Origin of the sequence: Enterobacter cloacae complex sp. 2022EL-00981 (assembly GCF_028737495.1) — a bacterium.
Lineage (GTDB): Bacteria > Pseudomonadota > Gammaproteobacteria > Enterobacterales > Enterobacteriaceae > Enterobacter > Enterobacter cloacae.
In genome coordinates this window covers 1-23,641 of the sequence record NZ_JAQZRK010000017.1, presented here as the reverse complement: position 1 = coordinate 23,641, position 23,641 = coordinate 1, and the positions used below count along the sequence as shown (strand labels likewise).

Annotated in this window: 24 protein-coding genes and 2 pseudogenes; 15 read left to right on the top strand and 11 right to left on the bottom strand. The window is 52.1% G+C overall.

Annotated elements, in window-relative coordinates; genetic code table 11:
- Nucleotides 1-232: 232 nt before the first annotated feature.
- The 6 genes from PUZ33_RS15270 to PUZ33_RS15245 all read left to right on the top strand — a co-directional run bounded on the left by PUZ33_RS15270 (nt 233) and on the right by PUZ33_RS15245 (nt 5,081).
- Nucleotides 233-1,108, top strand: coding sequence for a RepB family plasmid replication initiator protein (locus tag PUZ33_RS15270; RefSeq protein ID WP_004098982.1), 876 nt, complete (start codon nt 233-235; stop codon nt 1,106-1,108).
- 292 nt (nt 1,109-1,400) lie between these two features.
- Entirely contained in the window at nt 1,401-1,778 is a 378-nt protein-coding gene (gene tnpA / locus PUZ33_RS15265) for an IS66-like element accessory protein TnpA (RefSeq protein ID WP_023280007.1), read from the top strand.
- On the top strand, nt 1,775-2,122 hold the full coding sequence (gene tnpB, locus PUZ33_RS15260) for an IS66 family insertion sequence element accessory protein TnpB (RefSeq protein WP_004114612.1): 348 nt from the start codon (nt 1,775-1,777) through the stop codon (nt 2,120-2,122). The genes tnpA and tnpB overlap by 4 nt, the downstream gene beginning before the upstream one ends.
- Nucleotides 2,123-2,171: 49 nt before the next feature.
- Nucleotides 2,172-3,710, top strand: coding sequence for an IS66 family transposase (tnpC, locus tag PUZ33_RS15255; RefSeq protein ID WP_004181747.1), 1,539 nt, complete (start codon nt 2,172-2,174; stop codon nt 3,708-3,710).
- Nucleotides 3,711-4,155: 445 nt separating this feature from the next.
- Nucleotides 4,156-4,782 carry a ParA family plasmid-partitioning AAA ATPase gene (locus PUZ33_RS15250; protein ID WP_016946792.1) on the top strand — a complete coding sequence of 209 codons (627 nt, stop codon included), beginning with the start codon at nt 4,156-4,158 and terminating at the stop codon, nt 4,780-4,782.
- Complete coding sequence (locus PUZ33_RS15245; RefSeq protein ID WP_004197636.1) at nt 4,779-5,081, top strand: hypothetical protein; 303 nt, start codon at nt 4,779-4,781, stop codon at nt 5,079-5,081. The genes PUZ33_RS15250 and PUZ33_RS15245 overlap by 4 nt, the downstream gene beginning before the upstream one ends.
- A gap of 423 nt (nt 5,082-5,504) precedes the next feature.
- Here PUZ33_RS15245 and PUZ33_RS15240 read toward each other — a convergent pair whose 3' ends face one another.
- From PUZ33_RS15240 to PUZ33_RS15215, 6 genes and pseudogenes are all read right to left on the bottom strand, one after another.
- The gene (locus tag PUZ33_RS15240) at nt 5,505-6,299 is read right to left on the bottom strand and encodes a site-specific integrase (RefSeq protein ID WP_016240356.1); all 795 of its coding nucleotides are present in this window, start codon (nt 6,297-6,299) and stop codon (nt 5,505-5,507) included.
- A 197-nt stretch (nt 6,300-6,496) separates the two neighbouring features.
- Nucleotides 6,497-7,512: pseudogene (locus PUZ33_RS15235) on the bottom strand (hypothetical protein).
- A gap of 193 nt (nt 7,513-7,705) precedes the next feature.
- Nucleotides 7,706-8,011 carry a type II toxin-antitoxin system toxin CcdB gene (ccdB, locus tag PUZ33_RS15230; RefSeq protein WP_006788214.1) on the bottom strand — a complete coding sequence of 102 codons (306 nt, stop codon included), beginning with the start codon at nt 8,009-8,011 and terminating at the stop codon, nt 7,706-7,708.
- Between the two features lies 1 nt (nt 8,012).
- Nucleotides 8,013-8,231, bottom strand: coding sequence for a type II toxin-antitoxin system antitoxin CcdA (gene ccdA / locus PUZ33_RS15225; protein WP_006788213.1), 219 nt, complete (start codon nt 8,229-8,231; stop codon nt 8,013-8,015).
- A 648-nt stretch (nt 8,232-8,879) separates the two neighbouring features.
- On the bottom strand, nt 8,880-10,688 hold the full coding sequence (locus PUZ33_RS15220; protein WP_032413492.1) for an ATP-binding protein: 1,809 nt from the start codon (nt 10,686-10,688) through the stop codon (nt 8,880-8,882).
- Nucleotides 10,685-11,731: an SIR2 family protein gene (locus PUZ33_RS15215; RefSeq protein ID WP_032413491.1), complete on the bottom strand. Its 1,047-nt coding sequence runs from the start codon at nt 11,729-11,731 to the stop codon at nt 10,685-10,687. Before PUZ33_RS15215 ends, PUZ33_RS15220 begins: the two co-directional genes overlap by 4 nt.
- Before the next feature lie 183 nt (nt 11,732-11,914).
- On the opposite strand from PUZ33_RS15215, the gene PUZ33_RS25265 reads away from it, so the two are divergent.
- The 5 genes and pseudogenes from PUZ33_RS25265 (at nt 11,915) to PUZ33_RS15200 (ending at nt 14,229) form a co-directional block, all read left to right on the top strand.
- A complete protein-coding gene (locus PUZ33_RS25265) occupies nt 11,915-12,097 on the top strand; it encodes an IS1 family transposase (RefSeq protein ID WP_350339070.1) in 183 nt (60 codons plus the stop codon).
- A 136-nt stretch (nt 12,098-12,233) separates the two neighbouring features.
- Nucleotides 12,234-12,392 carry an IS1 family transposase gene (locus PUZ33_RS25260; protein WP_040118406.1) on the top strand — a complete coding sequence of 53 codons (159 nt, stop codon included), beginning with the start codon at nt 12,234-12,236 and terminating at the stop codon, nt 12,390-12,392.
- A gap of 5 nt (nt 12,393-12,397) precedes the next feature.
- A complete protein-coding gene (locus PUZ33_RS25255) occupies nt 12,398-12,607 on the top strand; it encodes an IS1 family transposase (RefSeq protein ID WP_047715686.1) in 210 nt (69 codons plus the stop codon).
- A 15-nt stretch (nt 12,608-12,622) separates the two neighbouring features.
- Nucleotides 12,623-12,766 (top strand): annotated as a pseudogene (locus PUZ33_RS15205) (IS110 family transposase); the annotation flags it as partial.
- Between the two features lie 281 nt (nt 12,767-13,047).
- Nucleotides 13,048-14,229, top strand: coding sequence for a DUF4268 domain-containing protein (locus PUZ33_RS15200; protein ID WP_013023770.1), 1,182 nt, complete (start codon nt 13,048-13,050; stop codon nt 14,227-14,229).
- A 303-nt stretch (nt 14,230-14,532) separates the two neighbouring features.
- Here PUZ33_RS15200 and PUZ33_RS15195 read toward each other — a convergent pair whose 3' ends face one another.
- Nucleotides 14,533-17,505, bottom strand: a complete 2,973-nt coding sequence (locus tag PUZ33_RS15195; protein WP_032413488.1) for a Tn3-like element ISPa38 family transposase — start codon at nt 17,503-17,505, stop codon at nt 14,533-14,535.
- Nucleotides 17,506-17,579: 74 nt separating this feature from the next.
- On the opposite strand from PUZ33_RS15195, the gene PUZ33_RS15190 reads away from it, so the two are divergent.
- The 4 genes from PUZ33_RS15190 (at nt 17,580) to PUZ33_RS15175 (ending at nt 19,183) form a co-directional block, all read left to right on the top strand.
- Entirely contained in the window at nt 17,580-17,870 is a 291-nt protein-coding gene (locus PUZ33_RS15190) for a nucleotidyltransferase family protein (protein ID WP_001247892.1), read from the top strand.
- Nucleotides 17,867-18,268, top strand: coding sequence for a HepT-like ribonuclease domain-containing protein (locus PUZ33_RS15185; RefSeq protein WP_001293886.1), 402 nt, complete (start codon nt 17,867-17,869; stop codon nt 18,266-18,268). Before PUZ33_RS15190 ends, PUZ33_RS15185 begins: the two co-directional genes overlap by 4 nt.
- Nucleotides 18,258-18,614 carry a cupin domain-containing protein gene (locus tag PUZ33_RS15180; RefSeq protein ID WP_000215515.1) on the top strand — a complete coding sequence of 119 codons (357 nt, stop codon included), beginning with the start codon at nt 18,258-18,260 and terminating at the stop codon, nt 18,612-18,614. Before PUZ33_RS15185 ends, PUZ33_RS15180 begins: the two co-directional genes overlap by 11 nt.
- A 254-nt stretch (nt 18,615-18,868) precedes the next feature.
- Nucleotides 18,869-19,183 (top strand): hypothetical protein, encoded by a 315-nt coding sequence (locus PUZ33_RS15175; RefSeq protein WP_000091613.1) that lies wholly within the window; start codon nt 18,869-18,871, stop codon nt 19,181-19,183.
- Nucleotides 19,184-19,609: 426 nt separating this feature from the next.
- Here the strand turns inward: PUZ33_RS15175 and nhaA are convergent, their stop codons facing one another.
- From nhaA to PUZ33_RS15155, 4 genes are all read right to left on the bottom strand, one after another.
- A complete protein-coding gene (nhaA, locus tag PUZ33_RS15170; RefSeq protein ID WP_004194048.1) occupies nt 19,610-20,791 on the bottom strand; it encodes a Na+/H+ antiporter NhaA in 1,182 nt (393 codons plus the stop codon).
- 659 nt (nt 20,792-21,450) lie between these two features.
- A complete protein-coding gene (locus tag PUZ33_RS15165; protein WP_000509966.1) occupies nt 21,451-22,056 on the bottom strand; it encodes a recombinase family protein in 606 nt (201 codons plus the stop codon).
- Between the two features lie 223 nt (nt 22,057-22,279).
- Nucleotides 22,280-23,140, bottom strand: coding sequence for a broad-spectrum class A beta-lactamase TEM-1 (locus tag PUZ33_RS15160; protein WP_000027057.1), 861 nt, complete (start codon nt 23,138-23,140; stop codon nt 22,280-22,282).
- Between the two features lie 182 nt (nt 23,141-23,322).
- A partial coding sequence (locus PUZ33_RS15155; RefSeq protein WP_004153193.1) for a recombinase family protein occupies nt 23,323-23,641 on the bottom strand: 319 nt, incomplete at its 5' end.

The following is a 23,641-nucleotide window of genomic DNA, read 5'->3' as shown; positions in this document are numbered from 1 at the left end:
CCTTAGTTATCCAAATAGATCCAAACTGATCCCTTTAGCGGCAAAACCTTTGTTTACGGGCTTCGTAGCGATTTCAGGTGTGTCGTAGTGGGAGAAAGGTGTTCTGAAGCGGGAAAAAGGTGTGTCAAAACGGGGTAAGGGTGGGTAGAATCGGGAAGAAAGGTGTGTCGAAACGGGAAAGAGTTAATATTTAGGCACATATCGATCATACGCTATAAATGGATATAACTATATGAATGAGAATGTTTATATCGGCGAGGTTATAGGTCCAGATTGTGAAAGTGTTAACAATAAACTCACCGTCACAAGTAAGGCCACAGTTCAGCCTGTAGCCCTGATGAGATTAAATGTTTTTGTTCCTTCAAGCAGGCCTGCAAAGGGCACTAGAACATCAATCGATGCGACCTCTGTTCTCAAGGATTTGGAATTCTCAAGGCGGGAGGGTTACGACGATATTCGTATAACCGGTGAACGGTTGAGTATGGCCATCGACTTCAAGGTATGGGTCGGTATCATAGAAGCTTTCAGTAAGTACGGTTTAAAAACCAACAGCATTAAGCTTACTTTTCATGAGTTTGCTGGAATGTGCCGCTTTGAGTCTAAGAGATTCGATTCCCGTCTTAGAAAAAGTATTTCAGAAGCTTTGACCAGGATACGTGGCAAGACCATTACCTTTACCCGTAGCGACTCAGAGGGCCTTCAAAAAGTTTCCGTAACAGGTTTGCTTAAGACAGGTGAACTGGATTTTGCAAACGACCAGGTGGAACTTGAAGCTGATCAGCGACTATGGGAACTCTACCAAACTGATTACACTGTTCTGCTACGACATAAGCCGATAAATGCTTTAACCCGAAAGGAAGCAGCTCAGGCCCTGTATACTTTCATCGAAAGTCTGCCTACGAACCCAGTCCCCATATCTTTCAAACGAATACGAGACAGGCTCTCATTGCTCTCTCCGGTAAAGGAACAGAACCGTATCATTAAACTGGCCCTCAAGCAGTTGCAGGATATTGGGTACCTTGACCACAGCATCACCAAAAAAGGTAAAGAGACTTTCATTCTGATCCACCGTCGCTCAGCAAATCTGAAACCAGGAACAGCTGTATAAGGTGTGTTGAAACGGGAGCTCTCTTCTTAAACATTTTGATAGGTGTGTTGTAAGGGGAAGCCTCGCCTTAAACGTCTTAATAGGTGTGTTGTAGCGGGATGAGAACCTGTTAAATGTGTGTTTTTATCTGTATATACTTACGCACCTTCCCACTTCAACACACCTTTTTGGATAGAAGTGAAAAGCAATCCCGCTTCTCCGTAAGCGTACAGCGTGAACCGTCTGGTCATAATCTGAAGCATACGACAAAGTGGTGTCCACCAAATAAGTAGTGGGAACCAAAGTGTCAGATATGCAGAAAAATATGACTCCCGGCAGGCGTAAAGGCTGCCCTAATTATTCTCCTGAGTTTAAACAGCAACTCGTTGCTGCCTCCTGCGAACCCGGGATATCCATCTCAAAACTGGCGTTTGAAAATGGCATTAATGCCAATCTGCTCTTTAAATGGCGCCAGCAGTGGCGCGAGGGAAAGCTGCTATTACCTTCCTCTGAGAGGCCTCAGTTACTTCCTGTGACTCTCGATGCCACCGCCGTACAACCAGAACCGCCCGCTGAGGACTCAGAGCTCAGCATCAGCTGTGAGGTAACGTTCCGGCACGGGACACTCCGCCTCAACGGCACTGTCAGCGAAAAGCTTCTGACTCTGCTGATACAGGAACTGAAGCGATGATCCCGCTACCAACAGGCACCAAAATCTGGCTGGTTGCCGGTATTACCGATATGAGAAACGGCTTCAACGGGCTGGCTGCAAAAGTGCAGACGGCGCTGAAAGACGAACCGATGTCCGGCCATGTCTTCATCTTCCGGGGCCGCAGCGGCAGTCAGGTTAAACTTCTGTGGTCCACCGGCGACGGGCTGTGCCTGCTGACCAAACGGCTGGAGCGCGGGCGCTTCGCCTGGCCGTCAGCTCGCGATGGCAAAGTGTTCCTGACCCCGGCGCAGCTGGCAATGCTGCTGGAAGGCATCGACTGGCGACAGCCGAAGCGGTTGCTGACCTCCCTGACCATGCTGTAGGCTTCTTTATCCTGGTTGTCGCAGAATAAGCCTGGTAAAATGCTGGCTTATGAATGACATCTCTTCTGACGACATCCTTCTGCTGAAACAGCGCCTTGCCGAACAGGAAGCGCTGAACCGTGCCCTGCTGGAAAAGCTGGCAGACCGGGAGCGCGAAATAGACCATCTGCAGGCGCAGCTGGATAAACTTCGCCGGATGAACTTCGGCAGCCGTTCTGAAAAAGTCTCCCGCCGTATCGCACAAATGGAAGCCGATCTGAACCGGCTTCAGAAAGAGAGCGATACGCTGACCGGTCGGGTGGATGACCCGGCAGTACAGCGCACTCTGCGTCAGACCCGCACCCGCAAACCGTTCCCCGAATCACTCCCCCGCGATGAAAAACGCCTGCGGCCAGCGGGTTCCTGCTGCCCGGAGTGTGGTGGTGCGCTGAGTTACCTGGGTGAGGATGCCGCTGAACAGCTGGAGCTGATGCGCAGCGCCTTCCGGGTGATCCGGACTGTACGGGAAAAACATGCCTGCACAAAATGTGATGCCATCGTGCAGGCCCCCGCGCCTTCGCGCCCCATTGAGCGGGGTATCGCCGGACCGGGGCTGATGGCCCGCGTGCTGACCTCAAAGTATGCAGAGCACACACCGCTGTATCGTCAGTCTGAAATATACGGTCGCCAGGGCGTGGAACTGAGCCGTTCACTGCTGTCGGGCTGGGTGGATGCATGCTGCCGGCTGCTGTCCCCGCTGGAGGAGGCGCTTCAGGACTATGTCCTGACTGACGGTAAACTCCATGCCGATGATACCCCGGTCCAGGTGCTGTTGCCGGGCAATAAGAAGACGAAGACCGGGCGGTTGTGGACGTATGTTCGTGATGACCGCAACGCCGGGTCAGCGCTGGCACCGGCGGTGTGGTTCGCCTACAGCCCCGACAGAAAAGGCATCCATCCGCAGACCCATCTTGCGGGGTTCAGCGGTGTGCTACAGGCGGATGCGTACGCCGGGTTCAACGAGCTGTACCGCGATGGCCGGATAACGGAAGCCGCCTGCTGGGCTCACGCCCGCCGTAAAATCCACGATGTGCACGTTCGCACGCCGTCAGCCCTGACGGAGGAAGCCCTGAAGTGTATCGGCGAACTGTATGCCGTGGAGGCGGAAATAAGAGGAATGCTGGCGGAACAACGGCTTGCTGAACGTCAGCGGAAAACGAAACCGCTGCTTAGTACCCTGGAAAGCTGGTTGCGTGAAAAAATGAAAACTCTGTCGCGACACTCGGAGCTGGCAAAGGCGTTCACGTACACCCTGAACCAGTGGCCGGCCCTGACGTACTATGCAGAAAACGGCTGGGCCGAAGCCGATAATAACATCGCTGAAAATGCGCTGCGGATGGTCAGTCTGGGTCGTAAAAACTGGTTGTTCTTCGGCTCAGACCACGGTGGTGAGCGGGGAGCGTTGCTGTACAGTCTGATCGGGACGTGCAAACTGAACGGCGTGGATCCAGAAAGCTACCTTCGCCATGTCCTTGACGTCATAGCTGACTGGCCGGTCAACCGGGTCAGCGAGCTGCTACCCTGGCGCATCACACTGCCAACTGAATAACACATCCCCGTCAATACGGTTCTCGCTGTACGCTTACGCTTCTCCCCACCTTTTACCAAATTTGTCTCACCAACTCCCCACTTCGACACACCGAAGATTCAAAGGCTTCCCACTACACCCCACTTTTTGCTTCACGCGGTCATAACTGGTTGATACTACCCTCCCTAAAGGTAGCCTGGAGTTGAAAGCCGCATTATGCGGTTCTATGGGGATTTCGGATAAAGGCACCACTTTGCTATCTTGTTATCTTGTTATCTTGTTATCTTGTTATCTTGTTATCTTGTTATCCTAACATCTTACCAATTTGTTAAGGTATAAAGGTAATTCAATTATAATTCATGTAGTTATTAACTTAATAAGATGTTAACTTAATAAAGGTATTGCAATATTGCCGCCTGTTTGGCAATATTAAGTTGTTAACTTAACAACTTAATATGAGGCTGTGATGATAATAGTATTGGGTAGTCAAAAGGGTGGGGTTGGTAAAAGTACACTGGCGGTATCTATAGCTGCGTATCTGATGTCACTGGGCAATCGAGTGATCATTGTCGACGCAGATGACCAGAAATCTGTATTGACCTGGTACAACAATCGTCCTGAAGATCTTCCCCATATTCCGGTTACTGGCGCAACAGGCAACATCAAAGCCATGCTAAAGGAACACGAGAAATCTTATGACTTTGTCATCGCAGACTGTGCTGGCCGCGACAGTGCAGAAATGCGTAGTGGGTTGATGGCCGCTGACGTATTCATTTCTCCGTTGCGGCCTTCTCAGATGGACCTGGATGTAGTGCCTCATACATGCTCTGTTTTTACAGCAGCAAAAGATTTTAATGAGGACGTCCGGGGATATCTCGTTTTAAACATGACGCCCACGAACATGTTTGTCAATGAAGCAAATCAGGCAGCTGACGTACTCAAGGATTATCCTGAAATGCGGCTGGCTAACTCCCGAGTTTGTGATCGAAAAGCGCATCGAGATGCTTGGGCAGAATCAATGACAATATTTGAAACGCAAAATGACAAAGCACAACAAGAAATCGAATCGTTAGTTAAAGAGGTTATTCTGTGAGAAATAGAGCAAATACTCCATCTCGTGATGAGGCAGCGTTTATTAACGGTGGTACTGCTGGTATTGATAATACCAAAGTGACTTCAGAGAGACCATTGGCTGTAAGTAAAGCAAAACCAGTGAGCATTTCCTTTTTTGAAGAAAACTTAAAAGACATTGATGATCTTATAACGGGTGAAATGATTTCAGGTAAAAGCAGAGTGAATCGTTCTGACGTAGTCAGGGCAGCGGTAGAGGCACTAAAAAGTTTATCAAAAACAGAGATATCCAGATTAATCGCAGAAGCAAAACAACGATAATATCTTGTTATCTTGTTATCTTGTTATCTTGTTATCTTGTTATCTTGTTCAGGGTGGTAATACCTTTTATATCGAGGCAATAACTGCGCGATAGTGAAAATTTGGGGGTGGCCTCAGTCCTATACATAAGGGGATATACATGAATTCAAATACTACAATTGCCTTATATTTTTCGCTTGCATTACTATTTACGTTGCTATCAGTGGCTGGTAGCAACCATGATTTAGCAGGAGTTGTATCTCAATTATTCTTTATTTTCATGGCTGCATTTTATTTCTTTAGGGCAATGAGGGCCTTTCTGAACATCATTAATGTGATTGATAGCTGTAGAAGGTGAGGCAGGATAAGCCCCCCATTAAGCTTGGACTGTTTCCCACACAAGAACTACTTTAGGTCGAAACCTGGGGTATACCCATAGTTGACCTATGTAGATTGGTCTGGGGTTAACTTTTTTATCAACGCAACAGCTTCAGCTTCCGGCATGGCGAACTGCACACGATGGCGCGCTGCGACATCGAGCGCAAACACCTTCGTATAGACCTCCGTCGAGCTAATCGATTTGTGGCCCATCAGGCTCTGCAGCACTTTCAGCGGAATACCGGCGTACAGCATGTGCATCGCGTAGGAGTGACGGAACGTATGGGGGGTCACCGGTACTGAGAACGTCACCCCGTCGGCCGCTGCGGCCTCCACCGCTTCGCTAAGCCAGGTGCGGACGGTACGGTCTGTGATCTCCCAGATACGCGCCTTCTCAATTCTGCCGGTGTGCTTGTTTCGTCTTTCCAGCGGAATTTTCAGGGTGGCCACCATCATCTGTAGCTGGCTGACGTAGTGGTGATCGGAAAGCGGAACAAGACGATGGACCTGACTGCCTGCGGGAGCACGACCTGCCGTCCTGGCCGCTTTCTCGGCGCGCTGCTTGAGCGTGGCCAGCTGCACGAACGGATACGGCGGCGTCAGTGAAAAATCCCCCCGGGTCAGCGCGAGCGCTTCATTAATGCGCGCGCCGGTGTTCCACAGCGTCGCCAGCAGCATCTTGCGGTGAAGATCCGGCACGTAATGGAGCAGGGCGCTGACTTCCGGCGCCAGCAGGTATTTCGGCAGTTCATCCTGCACGAGCGCCATCTGGCGCAGGGCGAGGGCGGCAGGGTAATCGATGGCCACCGGAAGCAATGTTCCGGGAGATGACGGAGATCCAACTGGAACCAGGTTATTCATAATTTCTGTTAACTTTTTTCTTTGCCGAGAATTTTCTTCGTAATATTACCGGAGTCAGGATGACTAACCAGCCAGCGACGGCCAGCCAGAAAACAGACGAAGTCGCAAACAAAACTACCCCGTCAGTGATTACAGACACGATATTTTCGGGCACTGGTTTCAGTCCTCTTCAGTGTGTGGCTATGGAACGGGAACATTCATGCCCCCAACATCCACTTGATAAAGTCCAGAAAAGTCACCAAGCCCCCCAGAATAAGGCCAGGTTGACGACTTTCTCCCACAGGATAGAAAGGCGATTTGTCTGCAGGTCAACGAGCTCCTCACTTTGCGAGGCAAGATCCCTTTCCAGATCCAGGATCCTTTACTGCGACTGAGCACACAGGGTAGCCAGCCGGATGACCCCGGTTGCCCGTTGCTCCACCTCCTGGTCAGAATCCCCGCTCTGCGGCAGAGACAGTTTTGCTGCCCGCAGCGGCAGGGCATCACATTTCCCGTCCGGGAGCGGGCGCCATTTCCTGTGCAACAGATGAAGAAAAGGATGCTTCTTTATTGAACCAATTAACTGTTTTTTCGACAATATTTCCCCTTCCAGCTGCACAATTTTTTCCTGCAGCCCGCGGTAACCGTCTTCCAGCCGGCGTACTCCGGATGCCAGGGGCTCCACCCGGAGCGTTGAACTCCTGCTCCGCGGCAACTGCAGTTCGTCTACCCCCAGCGGCATTGAGCAGTTATGCCCGGCCGGGAACCGGAACCCCATTGCATGCCACAGCCTGTCCCTCCGGATCTGGTTTTCTTCGCTTTTTTCATCAGCCTTCGAAATGTCAATCGGCCAGACCCTGGTTTCAGGCGGCAGACCTCTGGCCCAGAGCACAAACTGCTGCGTGATCCAGGTACCCAGGCCGTGTCCCCGCAGGCGCTCTTCCAGTCTGAATTCCTCTGTAAACAGGTGCAGGGAACTCAGTAGAGGCCAGTAATTTGCAGTGAAAGTCTGAGTCTTCGTCTGTTCAGTATCGGCCAGATACAGTGTCATTATGCAGGAGGCCCGATACAACGCGTTGGAATTACGTTCAGAAGCAGGCCCCCACGATTCCTCCCTGCTCAGAATGACGACCAGATTTTCCTCCTGGCGGGTACTGTTATTTGTAATGATATCCGCCAGTGTCACGAGCCACATTGTTTTGTCGACATCAGTCCGGGTCACGCCGTCGGTCATCTTTTTTTTTCCCTGAGGGTTATACCCTGCAACTGTCAGCAGTGATCGGATAGGGGAGTGTCCCCTGACGCCGCGAAAGACGGCAGGCCATCCGCTCCGGAGGAGCAGTTCAGTACAGTCACCGTGTGAGGGGTAATCTCTGCGGCAATGCTTCGCTTTGACATCCTCCCTGTCTTTCCGGGCGGGAAGGAGGTCAGATCCCCCAGAACATCAGGTTAATTGCGTTTTTGATGTCATTTTCCCGGTGGCGGAGATCGGCCACTTCCTCCCCGGTGACGGAGGCCGGGACGCTGGCCATGTCCGTGGTCATCAGGCGCCAGCTCTCGTCCCCGATGTGCACCACCGGATAGAGCTCACGGGAGACCTTATCCGACAGCAGCCGGGCGCTGGCCAGCGGGATCACCATCCGCCGCCCGGGGGTATCGATGATGTCACTCTGCACATCCACGAACAGACGATAGCGGCTCTCTCTTTTATAGGCATAAACCTTAAACTGCATCTCACCAGTCCCTGTTTTCGTCGGCGAATGAACCGTTCATTTCAATAAACCGGGCAACCTCAGCCATCCCTTCCTGATTTTCAGCCTGCCAGCGTTCGGCACGCAGACGTCGGGCTTCATTCTGCATGGCCCTGTTCACCAGGCCGGAGATATTGACGTCCGCGGATTTCAGTAACTGATAGCTGTCGCTGTCGATGGTGACGGTGATGCGCTGCTTCATAATGCACTCCGGAATGCATACTAATGGTATGCATATCAGTATAGCTTAATGATGAAGCTGACACACGCCCGGCAGAAGCATACTGTTATGTCGCTATTCATTTCACACTGTGAACCTCCCATCAGAAATAATCAACCAGGATATAACAATCATCCACACAGTCACGCTGTTAAATTACCGGACGACCGTTCCGGTCGGATCCGACTTTCCGCGCTTTACTAAGTTTCCGGAAGTGTACCACGCACACGAAATAACCACACCGCCCTTTTCCGGTGGTGCGCGGGCGGTCACGGGGCAGGGGAGGAACACAACATATAGAAGAAAACGCAGCTGACGGAGTGGCACATCTTGTGTCAGTGGGTCGCGGCGCGCCAGAGAGGGCATGGAGATCCGGAACTTGGAGTTTTCGGATCTCAGGAAAAGAAAGGAGTGAGGGATAAAAACTGACATTATTAAAAATATAAAAGCAATGCTTAAAAAGCATAAAAGCACTTTTTGTAATTACTGCTAGTACTACAAGAAGAATCTTTAGTTTGAGGCGGCGTTTATGAAGGTGACCGAGCCGGACGCGATTCCAGCATTAGCTGATCTGCTCACACTGAACGGGGAGACAGGCTGCCGTTCTGCTCAGAGAAGTGGCAGCCGTGGCTAAAGCATTAGGTCTTCAAAATTCAGCGTATGGCTGTGCGGCTTTTTGCGGAAAGACAGCTCGTTTATACGAAGCTTAAGTGGCATAGGGCAGATCACGCCACTGAATATGCAGGTGCCGGTTGCAAGCGTTGGAATAGATTCTTCAGTCATGCGGTCTATGTAGGAAACGGATTTTTCAATAGCATACAGATCGTTCTGATTTATCAACCGGTGAATGAAATAGTTATGTGCCTGAGAAATGATAGTCGGGGAGATATCATTTGGTCGCTGACTGGATATCGTCACAAAGACGCCAAATTTTCTGCCCTCCTTAATTATCTCTTCAAACGTTTCGAGCCGATAATCCTTCCAGCTTTCTGATTCCCTGAACGAGGTGTTCGAAAGGATATTGTGTGCTTCGTCTATGATGAGATGGAGAGTGGACGGTACCTTATCCATTTTTTTTGCTGAATAGGCCCATTTGGCCATTAAAAGTGGTAGCGTTTTTTTCATGGTCAGATTGACCATATTAAGGTTCAGGACAACAAAGTTCGTTTCTGCCCAGATGGTTCCGCCGGATGCAGTATTGAAAATTTTACGAATATCTTTTTTCAGTCCGCTCATTCGGTTGATGACAGGAGAAAGATGTTCAGGATTTGAGCGACTTGAAAGATATTCAATAATTAGCTGAACATACATATAGTCCAGCAACTCTTCCATTATATCTTCGGGAAATTCATAATTCTGAGCCCTCTGGTACATATTGCACTGATGAGTATTTTCTTCATTAGAAAAGTAAACACCTGTCTTAGTTCGCCATACGCCGCCGTTGTTATAAAAAAATTCAATATCTGCTATCAGGTCTTCGTCCTTAAGTACGGGACGGAATAAATCAATCAGGTCGTCACTTTTTTTCTTTTCGCAACCAAACAGAGTTTCGGTGACCCGCCGTTTCAGAATTTCACGAAAATATGACTGAGGGTTCAGCTTCGACTCCACTCGCTTTTTGAATTCAAGTACTCGCTTCAGGAAAGGTTTCTGCGTTTTGTCGGTGGCATCCGTCAGGACAGAGAGAATCTCATGCTCAAGCAGTATCTCAGCAGGCATCGGAATGCGATCACCCTCTTCATCATGCGTGCTAAGATTGTAAACAACCTTGTCGCGCGTAATGCAACTTCTCCCACCATATTCACCATTGAAATCAAATAAAAGAAACCGTGACCGACTTCTGAATCCTTCGCCTAGTAGGTTTTTCAGGGCCTCATAGCCATGCTGGTAAAGCGCGGCCAGAGTATTGGACTTGCCGCTGCCAGTATTACCGAAGATGGCGATGTGTGAGTTGAGAAGGCCGCTTATCGGGAGAGTGATATCAATATCTTCGAGATCGGTGCGCGAAAAATTCAGCCCAGACTCGCCCGCTGGCGCGATCGAGTGGATAAGATGAAGTTGTTCCTCAGACATCAGAAAAACTTCATTGCCGATAAGGGGTAACTCGCGTGTTCCGCCAGTAAAGCGCCCGTTCCGGTCAATGTAGCCTGCCAGTGAGGCTGTAAGATAGCGTCGGAAGCGAAGCGAATCGCTTCCGCTACCAACAGGTGATTTTTCCTCGACAATCTTCTCGGTTTCTACCTTTGCAATCAGACTCATGAAGCCTTTTTTGACTTCGATGAAACTACCTACTGAAACATTTTTGAGCACCTTACCGTGATAGAAAAGGTCACTCAGATTTTTATTTTTATCGACAAGCACGCTGAGTGTTCTGCCCGATACTTCACGAACCTCACCGATCCTTAATACTGCTTCTTCGTTAACAAAAGCGGAGGTCATTTCATACCTCCAAGAAAGCTGGTTATAATTTCATTCATCTTTTTGAAGTCCAACGGAGCTCCAGGAGTAAAAACCACATCAACGTTGGAATAATCTCGGAATTTACCAAGAAATAGGTCTTTAGCCGCCTCGTTGTAAGCGAATATAACAATTTTGAGCGTGGCGTTTCGTAGCGCTTTTTTGGTAAGGGTTTCAATATGCTCATCCGCAAAAGAAAATCCGAAAACTATAAGCAAAGAGCCTTCTTTATCCAGCTCATTTGAATAAGTCCGTAGTAGATCGTAATACACGTTTTCAAGTAAGGTTTCACGAAATTTATCCTTTCGCGGCAGAACCAGTTGATGTGACATAACCCAGCCCTGCTTCTCCTTTGGTGTATTGAACGCAACTGGCTTCATATCCTTAATGGAATAATAGATTTCCTTATCATAGCTATGCCAGGAAAGGGAACCATGCAGCTTGATGAGATTCACCGTAGGTAGTTCCACGCTGTAATTATAAAGGTTTCCGGTTGCGTGTATGGTCTGATAAAAACATTTGGCATCGAATACTGTCCGGTTGTAAATATCAGCGCGCTGACGGAATCCATCATTCAGAATGACGTTGTTATTTTTAACCGCCGCATCCTCAATGAACAAATCATAGTTAGTCGTAAAAAGGTTGATGCGCCGCGGTAGCAATCCAGTCCGCCGCCTCGTTAGAAGCATTTCTAATGCCCGCATGAGCTTCGCGTAGTTGTTTTGTGTCGATACGACATCATCTATTAAAGTAGGAAGGATTACCTCTGCGGGCCTGCTTCGCTTCAGGAGGACGTTGTTTGCCTTCCATACATTGTCCAGAAAAGACTCAGATTTACTGAAGTATTCATCATCATTTCCGGCGCGGACCAGAGCCTCAAGCTCGCTTTCAATATCACCTAACACGCTGATTGCAGGCAGTGATGCTCCTGAGCCAATGATGAAATTGATGTTTGCTGACTGAAATATGCGTTCAAAGTATTCACGATCTCTGTCCTGCCCGTAGTAAGCCCGATAAGTCGCCACGCTGTGCCTTTCCTTAAATATCGTAGATAAGATTTATCTTACATGTTTCAACAAGTGATGCATCCTGTTTAAATTTCATTCTCTGACTCATATACGAACGTAGCTAAACGAATCAGGTAGGCAGTTTCGGTGATGCTGCCAACTTACTGATTAAGCGTATGATGGTGTTTTTGAGGTGCTCCAGTGGCTTCTGTTTTTATCAGCTGTCCCTCCTGTTCAGCTACTGACGAGGTGGTGCGAACGGCAAAAGCACTGCCGAACATCAGCGCTATCTCTGCTCTCACTGCCGTAAAACATGGCAGCTACAGTTTACTTACACCGCCTCTCAACCCGGTACGCACCAGAAAATCATTGATATGGCCATGAATGGCGTCGGATGTCGCGCCAGTGCACGCATTATGGGCGTTGGCTTCAACACGATTTTACGTCACTTAAAAAACTCAGGCCGTAGTCGGTATTCTCGCGCATACAGCCGGGCAGTGACGTCATCGTCTGCGCGGAAATGGACGAACAGTGGGGCTACGTCGGGGCTAAATCGCGGCAGCGCTGGCTGTTTTACGCGTATGACAGGCTCCGGAAGACGGTTGTTGCGCACGTATTTGGTGAACGCACTATAGCGACGCTGGAGCGTCTTATGAGCCTGCTGTCACCCTTTGGGTGATATGGATGACGGATGGCTGGCCACTGTATGAATCCCGCCTGAAGGGAAAACTGCACGTTATCAGCAAGCGATATACGCAGCGAAATGAGCGGCATAACCTGAATCTGAGGCAGCATCTGGCAAGGCTGGGACGGAAGTCGCTGTCGTTCTCAAAATCGGTGGAGTTGCATGACAAAGTCATCGGGCATTATCTGAACATAAAACACTATCAATAATTTGGAGTCATTACCTACGATGAGATGTGCCTGCGGGGTAAACCTAAAATGGTGGCCATTGGCGCGCTGATGCGGAAACTGGTGCACTGGTGTTATGGCGTCCTGAAGACCGGAACCGTTTTTAATGACGAAGGTCTGAAACAAGTACTGTCAACCTGACTATACCTGGCTGGCATTAAACTCAATGTAACGCTCACAGCAGTAAGTGAGCGCAGTCCGCTATGAGCGATCTACGGACATTGCTAGCAGCATTAGGTGTGAGTCAACAGGGAGCTTGTCAGCTCACGCTACCGGAGGATATGATAAATGGGGAATTGAGAAATTTAAATTTCAATATAAACAAACAATTATCTTCTTAGCGTACGTTTCCGTTCCATTACCCTCAAACCCAAATAAGATAATTCTGCCAGAAGCAAAACAATCAGGATGTGAGATAGAAAATGTATAAGATTGATCGGCAAAACAATAGCCTCAAGTCGCTCATGGAAGTCTCTTTTAGCAGTCTTGGTTTTCGCGAACGCGATCATTTGCAAGAGTGGCTGGCAAACAATCCTCAAGCGTTGACTAAGAAAGATGATAAAGAGGACGAACTTTTAATTATTCAGAAAGAGTTTGCTGGTTTTGATGAGACTAACGAACGTCTCGATCTGCTGGCTATCGACAAAAAAGGCAACTTGGTCATTATCGAGAATAAACTTGATGATTCAGGGCGTGACGTGGTCTGGCAGGCGCTGAAGTATGCGGGTTACTGCGCCAACCTTCGTCAGGAAAGCGTTGTCGAAATTTTTCAGCTTTATCTTACACAACATGAACCCTCGGAAATCCGCCCTGCGGCAGAAGTTATTGCAGAATTTATGGGCTGGGAAAGTTTGAAAGAAGGTGTGCTCAATCGAAAAGGGACACAGCGCGTTATCATGGTAGCGGCGAATTTCCGCAAAGAAGTTACCAATACTGCACTATGGCTAATGCAGTTTGGCATCCGAGTGCAATGCTTCAAAGCGACGCCGTACCTCTTTGCCGAGGATGTTTTTGTCGATATACGGCAGGTCATTCCGACTCCTGAAGCGGAATCCTACATGATTGGAATGGCGCAGAAAGAGGCAGAAGAGCAGTCCACCTCAAGCAGTAGCGAACTGCAACAACGACATTATTTACGCCGTGAGTTCTGGTCGTTAGCACTGGAAAAATTCCGTACCAGCACATGTTCATTATTTAACAACCGAGCACCTACGACAGACCATTGGCTGGCAGCGGGTTCGGGGGTTAGTGGCGTGCCTTTTGAAGTGATCTTCTCGCAAAAAGATGCTCGCATTCAGCTCAATATTTCACGTTCAGATGCGGTAGAAAATACATGGCTGTTTGAGCGTCTGTCAGAGCGCAAAACGCATATTGAGTCGCAGTTTGGTGGGATGCTCAATTGGCGACTACTGCCTGAGAGAAAAAGCTGCCAGGTTGTTTGTGCAAAAGCATTTGACGGCGGAAACAAAGAACTTTGGCCTGACATCATTAGCTGGATGATTGATGGTATGACCCGTCTGGAAAAAGCAATTCGCCCGAGCTTACAGGAGCTGGCGGTTGAGCTGAAAAAGTCAGGTCTGATCACCGAAGGTGGGGACGAGTAGTATTAAGTAGAGTGACCCTGACCCGTGATCCACGCAAACTGTAATTAACAACTTCCGCTCCTGGCACAAAGCAGACGTTAAAGTCTACACTTCCTGATGCCGCGTCAGCGGCATGGAGGCGCCAGATGAGGTTACATGTGTCTGTGGAGTCAAATGGCGCCGAAAGCCCGGCGTAGCCGGTTGCCGGGCTATAAATTCTGCCACCCTACCCCCTGCCCTGATTAGCCTTAACCCGCTAACAGCAATGAAGAAGTCAAAGTAATCCCTTTTGGGGTCGTCTCAGAAAACGGAAAATAAAGCACGCTAAGCCGGTTGCAGCGGCCGTAGCGGCCTGAACTTGCCCGCGCCGATCTTGGCGCTGCTGCGCCAGAGGTAATCGCCGGTCAGGTTGATGTGCTCCCAGCCGAGCGGCGACAGGTACTGCAACAGGCCGTCATCGACGGCTTGACCGTGGCCACGCAAGGCGTTCGCGGCCCGCTCCAGATAGACCGTGTTCCATAGCACGATGGCCGCCGTCACCAGGTTGAGGCCGCTGGCCCGGTAGCGCTGCTGCTCGAAGCTGCGGTCGCGGATTTCCCCCAGGCGGTTGAAGAACACGGCGCGGGCCAGCGCGTTGCGCGCCTCGCCTTTGTTCAGCCCGGCATGCACGCGGCGGCGCAGCTCGACGCTTTGCAGCCAGTCCAGGATGAACAGTGTGCGCTCGATGCGTCCCAGCTCACGCAGGGCGACGGCCAGGCCGTTCTGGCGCGGGTAGCTGCCAAGCTTCCTGAGCATCAGCGAGGCCGTCGCCGTGCCCTGCTTGATCGAGGTGGCCATCCGCAGGATTTCATCCCAATGGGCGCGGACGTGCTTGATGTTGAGCGTGCCGCCGATCATCGGTTTCAACGCCTCGTAGGTGGCATCGCCCTTCGGGATGTAGAGCTTGGTGTCGCCCAGGTCACGAATGCGCGGGGCGAAGCGGAAGCCCAGCAGGTGCATCAACGCGAAGACGTGGTCCGTGAACCCTGCCGTGTCGGTGTAGTGCTCCTCGATCCGCAGGTCGGATTCGTGATACAGCAGGCCGTCGAGCACGTAGGTCGAGTCGCGCACGCCGACGTTCACGACCTTGGTGTGGAACGGCGCGTACTGGTCGGAGATATGGGTGTAGAACGTCCGCCCTGGGCTGCTGCCGTATTTCGGATTGATGTGGCCGGTGCTCTCGGCCTTGCTGCCGGTGCGGAAGTTCTGGCCGTCCGACGATGACGTGGTGCCGTCGCCCCAATGCTCGGCGAAGGGATGTCGGAACTGCGCGTTGACCAGCTCGGCCAGTGCCGCCCCGTAGGTTTCGTCGCGGATGTGCCAGGCTTGCAGCCAGGCCAGCTTGGCGTAGGTCGTGCCGGGGCACGATTCCGCCATCTTGGTCAGGCCCAGGTTGATCGCGTCGGCGAGGATCGTGGTCAGCAACAGGTTTTTGTCCTTGGCCAGGTCGCCTGACTTCAGGTGGGCGAAGTGCCGGGTGAAGCCCGTCCATTCGTCTACCTCCAGCAGCAATTCGGTGATCTTGACGTGCGGTAGGATCATCGCCGTCTGGTCGATCAGGGCCTGTGCGGTATCGGGCACCGCCGCATCGAGCGGCGTGATCTTCAGGCCCGACTCCGTGATGATGGCGTCCGGCAGCTCGTTGGCCAGCGCCATGCGGTTGACGGTGGCGAGCTGCGTTTCCAGCAGCGTCAGCCGGTCATGCAGGTACTGGTCGCAATCGGTGGCCACGGCCAGCGGCAATTCGCTGGCCTGCTTGAGGCTGGCGAATTTCGCGGGCGGCACCAGGTAGTCCTCGAAGTCCTTGAACTGGCGCGAGCCTTGCACCCAGATGTCGCCGGAGCGCAGCGCGTTCTTCAGCTCCGACAGCGCGCACAGTTCGTAGTAGCGCCGGTCGATGCCGGTGTCGGTCATCACCAGCTTCTGCCAGCGCGGCTTGGGCTTGATGAACTCGGTCGGCGCGTCGGTGGGCACCTTGCGGGCGTTGTCGCTGTTCATGCTGCGCAGCACCTCGATGGCGTCGAGTACGTCCTTGGCGGCGGGCGCGGCCCGCAACTTGAGCACGTCGAGAAATTCCGGCGCGTAGCGGCGCAGCGTGGCGTAGCTCTCGCCGATGCGGTGCAGGAAATCGAAGTCCTCGGGTTGCGCGAGCCGCTGCGCTTCGGTGACGCTCTCGGCGAAAGCATCCCAGGACATGACGGCCTCGATGGCGGCGAACGGATCGCGGCCCGCTTGCTTGGCCTCGATCAGCGCCTGGCCGATGCGCCCGAACAGCCGCACCTTGGCATTGATCGCCTTGCCGGATGCCTGGAACTGCTGCTGATGCTTGTTCTTGGCGGCATTGAACAGCTTGCCCAGGATGCGGTCATGCAGGTCGATGATTTCGTCGGTGACGGTGGCCATGCCCTCGATGGCGAGCGCCACCAGGGTCGCGTAACGCCGCTGCGGCTCGAACTTCGCCAGGTCGGCGGGCGTCATCTGGCCGCCCTCGCGGGCGATCTTGAGCAGCCGGTTCTGGTGAACCAGCCGCTCGATGCCGGAGGGCAGGTCGAGCGCCTGCCACGCCTTGAGGCGTTCGATGTGTTCCAGCATGTGCCGCGAGTTCGGTTTGACCGGGGATTGCCGCAGCCAGGCCAGCCACGTCGTCTTGCCGTTGTCGCGGCGCTTGAGCAGATCGTCGAGGCGACGGCGATGCACGTCCGTCAGCGGCTCAGCCAAGGCGTCGTAGAGACGCCGGTTGGCGCGGGTAATCGCTTCGGCGCTCGCCCGCTCGACGGCGTTGAGGGCGGGCACAATGACCGACTGCCGCCGCAGGTGCTCGATCAAGGCTCTGGCCAGCACGATGCCCTTGTCGGTTTGCATGGCCAGCTCGGTCAGCAACTGGACAGCCTGCCGGTAGTGGCCAATCGTGAACGGCTGGAAGCCGAACACCGTTTGCAGCTCGACCAGGTGCTCGCGTCGGGTCTGCTCACGCTGCCCGTACTCGTCCCAGCTTTCGATGCCGACCTTGAGCTGGTTGGCGACCAGTCTCAGCAATGGCGGGAACGGTGGCTCATCAGCGCCAAGGATGACGCCGGGAAAGCGCAGGTAGCAGAGCTGCACCGCGAAGCCCAGCCGATTGGCCGGGCCGCGCCGCTGCCGGATGATGGAGAGGTCGCTTTCGCTGAACGTGTAGTGACGGATCAACTCATCCTTGGTGTCCGGCAACGCCAGCAGGCTTTCGCGCTCGGCGGCGGAGAGGATCGAACGGCGGGGCATGCGGTTTCCTTCTTCTTGAAATTCTATTCTTGATTGCATATCATCTCAACGAGTTTCGATAAGAAAGGATGCGCATGCGACCGTCTGTTGTGCTTGACATGAAGCGAAGCGCAGTGCGTGAAGCGGTAGGCCGCTTTCGCGCCGCGAACCCGCGCGTCTTCGGCTCGGTGCTGCATGGCACCGACCGGGATGGCAGCGACCTCGACCTGTTGGTCGATGCGCTGCCCGGTGCCACGTTGTTGGACTTGGGCGATTTGGAAGAAGAACTGAAATCGCTGCTCGGCGTTGACGTCGATCTGCTGACTCCCGGCGACCTGCCGCCGAAGTTCCGGGCCAAGGTGCTCGCGGAGGCGCAACCGATATGAGCGAGAACCGCCTGCCCGATTACCTCGACCACATTCAGCAGGCCGCAACCGATGCGCGCAGCTTCGTGGAAGGGATGGCCAAGGACGACTTCTTGGCCGACAAGCGCACCCAGCAGGCCGTCATCATGAGCCTGATCGTCATCGGCGAGGCGGCCACAAAGGTGATGGATGGCTACGTCGAGTTCACCCAGGCGCATGCCGACGTGCCGTGGCGCAGCATGCGCAATATGCGTAATCGCATGGCTCACGGCTATTTCGACATCAACCTCGATGTGGTGTGGGAGACGGTACAGGAATGGCTGCCGGCGTTGCTCCAGCAATTGCCCGCCGTGCGTCAGGATGCCGACGATGAAGACCGTAACGACAACTGTGAAAGAGGGATCTCCGATGACTGTTGAATCGAGAATATTTTCTGTAGCCGAGTATGTTCAGCCGTCCGAAGGCGAGCCTATTCGTTCCGTTGTGCTTGAAACCCGAGACTCAATTATCGTGGTTTGGCATGTCCATCCCGGGCAGGAAATTGCGGCTCACATTCATCCTCACGGCCAAGACACGTGGACTGTTTTGTCGGGAATGGCTGATTACTTTCAGGGCAATGGGATTGTTCGTGCCCTCAGGGAAGGTGAGATAGCCGTGGCAAGACCGGGCCAAGTGCACGGGGCGCGAAATACAGGTACCGAGCCATTTGTGTTAGTCTCGGTTGTGGCATCAGCCAATGCCGGTTTCGTATTGGCTGAGCGATAGAGCCCAATCTCTGGAGTTGGTCCAATGAGCGGTCGGGGAGATAGGTAACAGACATGCAGCGGACACGGCTGCTAAACCAGGTCGCAAACCTCCTTGCGTCGCAGCGTGCCGCAAGCGACGCGATCAATCGAATGGGGTCGGCATGAGACTGAACACCATCCAGTTCCCGACCGCGTAGCCGCCTGTCCTGCCGATCAGGTCTTGACCATCGACGCCTGGGATCAGTCCTGAATGTTCTTGGAGACCACTACGTTATGAGCCGCAGCCGCCGCAAAACACCCATCGTCGGGCACACGACCTGCGGCAGCGAGCGCGAGGACAAGAAGCTCTGGCATCAGCGCTGGCGCACCCGTGAGCGCACGGCGCTGACCAGCGCGTCGCCCGAAGCCCTGAGCGCCCATCTGCCCCTGCTGGAAAACCAGGCCAGCAGCGTCTGGTCGATGGGCAAGGATGGCCGCTCCTACTGGCCCGTCAAGCGCCAGGCCGCCACGGCGGATCGCATCGCCAATCACAAGGGACGCAACCCGCAAGAACGCGCCTCCCTGAAAAAGCGCCTGCTTACACTGTGATTCCTTCAAAATATCTCAACGAAATTTCCCGACACCTGTTTAAGCTATCTTGCTGATATTTCTGTTTTTCGATTTTTGCCGGCGCGATGCCGGCGACGTTGGCCAGCTGCCCCGGGCGCGATACTGAGATCAGTTTCTTTGAACAAAAAAACCGCCTTTTGGCGGTCAGTATTCAGTAGCGGGGTTAGAGGGCCAGTCGTGTAAAAAACCACGTTAGCCGACTATTTATTTGAATAACATAATATTTTAACTGATATGCCAGCGTTCATCCTGACTTATCTGAACAGGGCTCCGCCTGTAAAATGTGAAAGATAGAAAGGTAATTATTTATAATAAAATTAAATAATTTCAATTTTCTCTTCAGAATATACACTGACAGTGTGAAAAAACCCCCGTTATCACGGGGATTTTCCTGTAGATAATACGTTACCTGACTTGCTTAGAAGGCGCAAAGCGCAGTATCAAAATACCGGCCAGAGCGGCCAGTATGGACCCTGCCAGAACCCCCACCTTGACCTCATCAACGAGCAGAGGGCTGCCTGTAAAGGCCAGATTGCCGATAAACAGGCTCATGGTAAAACCAATCCCACACAGTACCGAGACACCATAAACCTGTAACCAGGTACTTTTCTCTGGTCGTTTCGCCAGGCCCAGGCTGACGGCCAGTAGCGACAGGCCAAAGATACCTGCCTGTTTACCCAAAAACAGGCCCAGCGCCACGCCTACCGGAACCGGCGACAACAGGTCATTCATCGTCATGCCCGACAACGCGACGCCCGCATTGGCGAAGCCAAACAGCGGCAGTATCATAAACGTGACCCAGGGGTTGATGGCATGCTCAAGCCTGTCCAGAGGCACTTCATCAGCCGCATTCCTGGTTCGCAGCGGGATAAAGAACGCCAGCAGGATACCCGCGACGGTGGCATGCACGCCTGACTGAAGCATGAAAAACCACAGTACTCCCCCCGTCAGCAGATAGGGCAGCAGGCGCGTCACGCCGGCACGGTTCAGGCTAAACAGCAGAGCAACCATTGCCGCTGCACCACCCAGCATCAGAAGCGAAATGTTGCTGGTATAGAAGAGCGCGATGATAGCCACCGCCCCCATGTCATCCAGAATAGCCAGCGCCGACAGGAAAATTTTTAGCGAGACTGGCACACGACTGCCCAGTAAGGCGAGTACACCGAGCGCAAAAGCAATATCCGTGGCCGCCGGGATGGCCCAGCCGGAAAGGGTTTCGTCATGACCGGCATTAAACCCCACGTAAATCAGGGCAGGTACGGCCAGACCACCCAGTGCGGCAAAGCCCGGCAACGCACGCTGGCTCCAGGTGGCTAACTGGCCGGTGACAAGCTCACGCTTGATTTCCAGCCCGACCATCATAAAGAATACGGCCATCAGGGCATCGTTTATCCAGTGCTCAACGGACAGGCCTGCTGTTTTGTATTTCAGGAGTGTTTCATAACCTTCCCTGAGGGGCGAATTGGCCACGATGATAGCGGCTGCCGAAGCAATAATAAGCACAATACCGCCCGCTACAGGTGAACTGAAAAAATTAGAAACGGGCTTGATAACTTTTCTGGTTAATCCGATTGGGTTTTCTGTCACTTAATCTCCCCCTGAGATGTTGACTTACGAATTGTGAATCAGGCAACCCAGAGACTGTGCACTCCAAAAATGCAATGCACAGCCTGATTGACTGATGTAAGAAATTTAGATAATTAAATTAATAAGTTAAATTCGGTCGGTCTGTGGTTACATTTTATCATGCACCGTCAGGTAAATGGCCGCCTTCAGGTAAATTATCGTAAAGCGAAGCCTTGGCGGGGCTAGGGTGCGTTTCCATTCTGAGAAATTTGCTCAGTCTGTTTCCAGAACATGGCTGAAATTTACTATCCGCCGCGTGTCAGTAAATAGTATCTGTCAGTAAGAGCTGGCAACGTAAACTGACACGGGTAGTGATGGAAAATGATTACACAGGACACCGTTTGCAGACAGATGCTGCTCTGAGCCGCATTATCCTGAAAAGCCTGAACAGCAGCTGATGGATAATTATCCGTCCATGCCGGTGACGAATGGCTGTCAGAAAAGACATACCACAGGTCAAAATGGCGCATTTCGTTAACACTGAGGCCAGAAGTTTTGGGCTGGATATATTTATTGCTTGCCGGATGCTGTGAGATCTTTTACGCGGCGGCCATTCCGCGGACCGACGGGTTCACCCGGTTATGGCCGGGGTCGGTTCCGGCTGAGGGCGAAATGACACCCTAAGCGTTAGCTCTGTGTCGTTGCACGATGTCAGCGACGGTATTCTTGCTGATACCGAGCTCGCGTGCGATCCAGCGATAGCTGCGTCCCTCGGCCCTCATCGCAACCACCTTAGGCAAAAGTCGGTCTGATTTTGGTCGCACTCCGGCCTGACGACCAAGCCTCTTACCACGTGCCTTCGCAACAGCAAGGCCTGACTTGACCCGCTCGCTGATGAGATCCCGCTCAAACTCCGCAATGCCGGAAAGAAACGTCGCCAGCATTCGTCCATACGGCGACGAAAGATCGAACGCCATTCCATTCATGGCTATCACGGAAACCTTCCAGTTCTCCAGTTCACGTAGCGTATTGAGCAGATCGAGCGTCGAGCGCCCCCACCGGGAAAGCTCAGTGACCAGGATTGCATCAATTTGTCTGGACTGGGCAAGCGCCAGGACTTTCTTTCGCTCGGCCCGGTCGAGTTTAGTTCCTGAACCTGTTTCCTTAAATATTCCCACCACGTCGTAGCCGGCACGGCCGGCGAAGGCTCGCAGATCAAATTCCTGGCGTTCACAAGACTGATCCGCTGTTGAAACCCGGCAGTAAATGGCGGCACGATGTCCCAATTGAACCCTCCTGGATTTTTGTATCGGAACGCCCTGATTTATATGGGCTGGCTGTTGTCCAAAACAGACTATACTTGGGGTCTGACGCTCAGTGGAACGAAAACTCACGTTAAGGGATTTTGGTCATGAGATTATCAAAAAGGATCTTCACCTAGATCCTTTTAAATTAAAAATGAAGTTTTAAATCAATCTAAAGTATATATGAGTAAACTTGGTCTGACAGTTACCAATGCTTAATCAGTGAGGCACCTATCTCAGCGATCTGTCTATTTCGTTCATCCATAGTTGCCTGACTCCCCGTCGTGTAGATAACTACGATACGGGAGGGCTTACCATCTGGCCCCAGTGCTGCAATGATACCGCGAGACCCACGCTCACCGGCTCCAGATTTATCAGCAATAAACCAGCCAGCCGGAAGGGCCGAGCGCAGAAGTGGTCCTGCAACTTTATCCGCCTCCATCCAGTCTATTAATTGTTGCCGGGAAGCTAGAGTAAGTAGTTCGCCAGTTAATAGTTTGCGCAACGTTGTTGCCATTGCTGCAGGCATCGTGGTGTCACGCTCGTCGTTTGGTATGGCTTCATTCAGCTCCGGTTCCCAACGATCAAGGCGAGTTACATGATCCCCCATGTTGTGCAAAAAAGCGGTTAGCTCCTTCGGTCCTCCGATCGTTGTCAGAAGTAAGTTGGCCGCAGTGTTATCACTCATGGTTATGGCAGCACTGCATAATTCTCTTACTGTCATGCCATCCGTAAGATGCTTTTCTGTGACTGGTGAGTACTCAACCAAGTCATTCTGAGAATAGTGTATGCGGCGACCGAGTTGCTCTTGCCCGGCGTCAACACGGGATAATACCGCGCCACATAGCAGAACTTTAAAAGTGCTCATCATTGGAAAACGTTCTTCGGGGCGAAAACTCTCAAGGATCTTACCGCTGTTGAGATCCAGTTCGATGTAACCCACTCGTGCACCCAACTGATCTTCAGCATCTTTTACTTTCACCAGCGTTTCTGGGTGAGCAAAAACAGGAAGGCAAAATGCCGCAAAAAAGGGAATAAGGGCGACACGGAAATGTTGAATACTCATACTCTTCCTTTTTCAATATTATTGAAGCATTTATCAGGGTTATTGTCTCATGAGCGGATACATATTTGAATGTATTTAGAAAAATAAACAAATAGGGGTTCCGCGCACATTTCCCCGAAAAGTGCCACCTGACGTCTAAGAAACCATTATTATCATGACATTAACCTATAAAAATAGGCGTATCACGAGGCCCTTTCGTCTTCAAGAATTTTATAAACCGTGGAGCGGGCAATACTGAGCTGATGAGCAATTTCCGTTGCACCAGTGCCCTTCTGATGAAGCGTCAGCACGACGTTCCTGTCCACGGTACGCCTGCGGCCAAATTTGATTCCTTTCAGCTTTGCTTCCTGTCGGCCCTCATTCGTGCGCTCTAGGATCCTCCGGCGTTCAGCCTGTGCCACAGCCGACAGGATGGTGACCACCATTTGCCCCATATCACCGTCGGTACTGATCCCGTCGTCAATAAACCGAACCGCTACACCCTGAGCATCAAACTCTTTT